Origin of the sequence: Microbacterium sp. (assembly GCF_049661145.1) — a bacterium.
GTDB lineage: Bacteria > Actinomycetota > Actinomycetes > Actinomycetales > Microbacteriaceae > Microbacterium.
In genome coordinates this window covers 1-3,911 of record NZ_JBASZT010000370.1, presented here as the reverse complement: position 1 = coordinate 3,911, position 3,911 = coordinate 1, and the positions used below count along the sequence as shown (strand labels likewise).

At 71.7% G+C, this 3,911-nt stretch carries 3 protein-coding genes and 1 pseudogene; 3 read left to right on the top strand and 1 reads right to left on the bottom strand.

What is annotated here, in order from left to right; all coding sequences use genetic code 11:
* On the top strand, positions 1-1,040 hold a 1,040-nt coding region (locus tag WBP48_RS15265), incomplete at its 5' end, for a diacylglycerol/lipid kinase family protein (RefSeq protein ID WP_424441606.1).
* A 68-nt stretch (positions 1,041-1,108) separates the two neighbouring features.
* Entirely contained in the window at positions 1,109-2,146 is a 1,038-nt protein-coding gene (locus WBP48_RS15260; protein WP_424441605.1) for an LLM class flavin-dependent oxidoreductase, read from the top strand.
* A 126-nt stretch (positions 2,147-2,272) separates the two neighbouring features.
* Here the strand turns inward: WBP48_RS15260 and pheA are convergent, their stop codons facing one another.
* Entirely contained in the window at positions 2,273-3,256 is a 984-nt protein-coding gene (pheA, locus tag WBP48_RS15255; RefSeq protein ID WP_424441604.1) for a prephenate dehydratase, read from the bottom strand.
* Between the two features lie 176 nt (positions 3,257-3,432).
* On the opposite strand from pheA, the pseudogene WBP48_RS15250 reads away from it, so the two are divergent.
* Positions 3,433-3,911, top strand: a pseudogene (locus WBP48_RS15250) (phosphoglucomutase, alpha-D-glucose phosphate-specific); the annotation flags it as partial.

Here is a 3,911-nt window from a genome sequence, read left to right as displayed (position 1 = left end):
CTGGGGCGCAGGTCGACTCGCCCGCCCCGGCTCCGCAAGCGCAAGTCCCAGCCCCGACCCAACGCCGTCGCGCCGCCCTCGTCTACAACCCCATCAAGGTGGATGCCGACAGCCTCCGCGCCTCGGTGACCGATCACGCGAGCCGGGCCGGCTGGAAGGAGTCCCTCTTCTTCGAGACGACCGTCGATGATCTGGGCGACGGCATCACCCGCGAGGCGCTGGAGGCGGGCGCCGCCGCGGTGCTCGTCGCGGGAGGCGACGGCACCGTCCGCGCCGTCAGCGAGGCGATGGCCGGGAGCGGCGTCCCCCTGACGATCGTGCCGAGCGGTACCGGAAACCTCCTCGCCCGCAACCTGCGTCTGCCCCTCACCGACCCCGACACCATGGTCGCCGCGGCCTTCGACGGCGACGTGCGCGCCATCGACATCGGCTTCGCCGATCTCGTCCGTCCCGACGGGGAGCGCGAGGAGCGCGCGTTCGTCGTCATGGGTGGCATGGGACTGGATGCCGCGATGATCGCCAACACCAGCGGCGATCTCAAGAAGCGGGTCGGGTGGGTCGCCTACGTCGATGGCGCGGCACGCTCGCTCGTGGGTGCCAAGCCGTTCTCGGTGATGTACCAGGTCGCCGGCCACCGTATGCATCGCGCCCACGTGCAGAGCGTCCTGTTCGCCAACTGCGGATCGCTCCCGGCGGGGCTCGAACTCATCCCCGAGGCCTCCGTCTCCGACGGCGAGCTCGACATCGTCATCTTCCAGCCGAAGAACCCCATCGGCTGGCTGCTGGTCTGGCGGCGCGTCGCGTGGGACAACAGCGTCCTGCGCCGTTTCCGCGCCGGGCGCCGATTCCTCGCGTTGCGCACGAAGGACAACACGGTGCGGTACGCGCGAGGGACCGGCATCCAGATCGCCGCCGGCGCCGCGCAGCCTGTGCAGCTCGACGGCGACGAGTTCGGCGAGGCGACCGAGATCGACGTACGGATCCACGCGGGCGGGCTGCGCCTCGCCGTGCCGCGCGGACACACGTCCCCGAACCTCTAGGGCGCTCCTCAGGCGCCGAGGACCCGCGCGCGGAATGAGCGGATGCCGGGGCGCGTTGTCCCGGGGCGATGTCCTCTCCCGCCCTTTCCGTTCTCGACCTCGTCCCCGTGCGTACCGGCCAGACCAGCGCGCAAGCCGTCGCGGCTTCCCTCGCGCTCGCGCAGCGCGCCGACGAACTCGGCTACCACCGCTACTGGTTCGCCGAACACCACAACATGCCCGCCGTGGCATCGACGGCGCCGCCGGTGCTCGTCGCCGCCGCGGTAGGCCGCACGACCCGCATCCGCGTCGGATCCGGCGGCGTCATGCTGCCGAATCACGCGCCGCTGATCGTCGCGGAGCAGTTCGCCGCGCTCGAGGCGATCGCGCCCGGCCGCATCGACCTCGGGATCGGTCGCGCTCCGGGCAGCGACCCCGTCATCACGCAGCTGCTGCGCCGGACCGGCACCGCGAGCGACGTCGAACGTTTCCCCGAGCACGTCCGCGACATCCTCTCGTTGGTTTCGAGCGACGGCGCGACCGTCCGCTTCACGTCGGGCGACACGTACGCCGTCCATGCGACTCCCGCCGCGACGGAGGTGCCGGAGGTGTGGCTGCTGGGTTCGAGCGACTACTCGGCGCAGCTGGCCGCGGCCCTCGGCCTGCCGTACGTGTTCGCCAACCACTTCTCCGGCGAGGGCCTGGAGCGCGCACTCGACCTGTACCGCACGCAGTTCCAGCCTTCCGAGACGTTGACAGCTCCCCGGACGTTCCTCACCGCAAACGTCGTCGCCGCCCCGACGGCCGCGGAGGCGGAGGGGCGGATGCTGCCGCAAGCCCGCATGATGGCCCGTCTGCGCGGGGGCCGCCCGCTGACCGCGCTGGAGACCGTGGAACAGGCCGCGTCCGCGGAGGCATCCGACGCCCTCGCAGCGCCCCTGCTCGATGCCCTGCGCCGCCGCTGGTTCGTCGGGACCGGCGCCGAGGTGCGCGCGGCGCTGGCGACGTTCGCCGCCGCCCACGGGGTCGATGAGGTCATGATCTCGCCCGTCGCCGGCGCCTACGACGCCGAACCCCTGGACTCCGCGGACGGCCGCACCCAAACACTCGAACTCCTCGCCCCCTGAACCGCACCCCACGCGTCGACTCCACCCCAAACCCCGCGAGACCGCGCCCGCGGGTCGAGACCCCCTGTTCGACACGCGGTCTCGACCCGCAGCGACGGTTTCGCGAAACGACGGCGGGGCGGCGCGTCAGGCGTCGGGCTCGCCCGTGACGAGGCCGCGCAACCAGTCGCGCGCCTCGACGAAGACCTCGTCGGAGTAGCGGTCCGGGTAGTGCACGACGGCGCGATCGGCGCGCGGGTAGGACCCGAGGTAGATGACCTTGGGGCTGAAGCGCCGCAGCCCCATGAGGGCATCGGCCATCCGCTCGTCCTCGATATGACCGTCGGCATCGATGACGAACCGGTAGCGACCGAGCGCGTCGCCGATCGGCCGCGACGCCAGCAACGACAGGTTGACGCCGCGCGTCGCGAACTGCTCGAGCAGCTCCATCAGCGCGCCCGGATGGTCCTCGGGCAGTTCGACGATCAGCGAGGTCTTGTCGGCGCCGGTCGGCGGCGCGGGCGCCGCCGTACGGCTGACCAGCACGAACCGCGTCACGGCGTTGGCGTTGTCGCCGATCCCCTCCGCGAGGAGCTCCAGGTCGTAGTGCTCCAGGATGCCGGGCGGAGCGATCGCGGCATCGGCATCGCTCTCGCCATCCACAAGGCCGACGGCCGACGCGACGTTGCTGGCCGCCGGCAGGTGCGCGTGCGTCGGCAGATGCGCGCTCAGCCAGTGCAAGCACTGCGCGTATGCGACGGGGTGCGCCGCGACGAGCGACACGTCCGCCAGCTGCGTACCCGGACGGGCCACGAGCACGAAGTTGACGGGAACGAGGTACTCCCCGACGATCCGCACCCCGGGGATGGTCGCGAGGGCATCCTGCGCCGTCGACACGCCGCCGTCCACGGAGTTTTCGATCGCGATCATCGCGGCATCCGACCGACCTTCCACGACGTCGGCGAGCGCCTCGGCGACGTTGCGCACGGGACGCCAGATCTGTTCGCGCGCCTCAGGGACCTGAGCCAGCGCCGCCTCGGTGAAGGTTCCCGCCGGACCCAGGTAGCTGTACGTGCGGCGGGTCGGGGTGGCGACCGCAGGCACGGCTGTCGTCGGAGGCGCGGAAGTCACGGGGGACAGCCTACGCTGAAGGGGTGCCCCGACGACTCGTCGCCGTTGCCGCGCTCGTCCTCCTCCCCGCTGACGTCCGGGGCGATCGCGCGCGCCCCGGTGCCGCACCGCCGCAGACGGTTTGCCCCGGCCGATCCGGCAGTGCATCGTCGCGGCGGCAGTGACAGACTGGGGACATGAGTCGCGCAGGACAGCCCGCTGAAGCATCCGACCTCATCGATGTCGATGAACTGATTTCCGCCTACTACGACCGCCATCCCGATCCTTCCGTTCCCGCCGAGCGCGTCGCGTTCGGAACGAGCGGGCATCGCGGCTCGTCGCTCAACACGAGCTTCAATGAGGATCACATCCTCGCCACCACCCAGGCGATCGTTGACTACCGCGCCGCCCAGGGCATCGCGGGCCCGCTCTTCCTCGGGAGGGACACCCATGGGCTGTCGCTGCCCGCCGAGCGCACGGCGGTCGAGGTGCTCGTCGCGAACGGCGTCGACGTGCGCGTGGACGCGCGCGATGCGTGGGTCCCGACGCCGGCGCTCAGCCACGCGATCCTCGCCTACAACCACACGCTCGCCGCCGACGACCCGGGCCGCGCCGACGGCATCGTCGTCACCCCGTCGCACAACCCGCCCCGCGACGGCGGCTTCAAGTACAACCC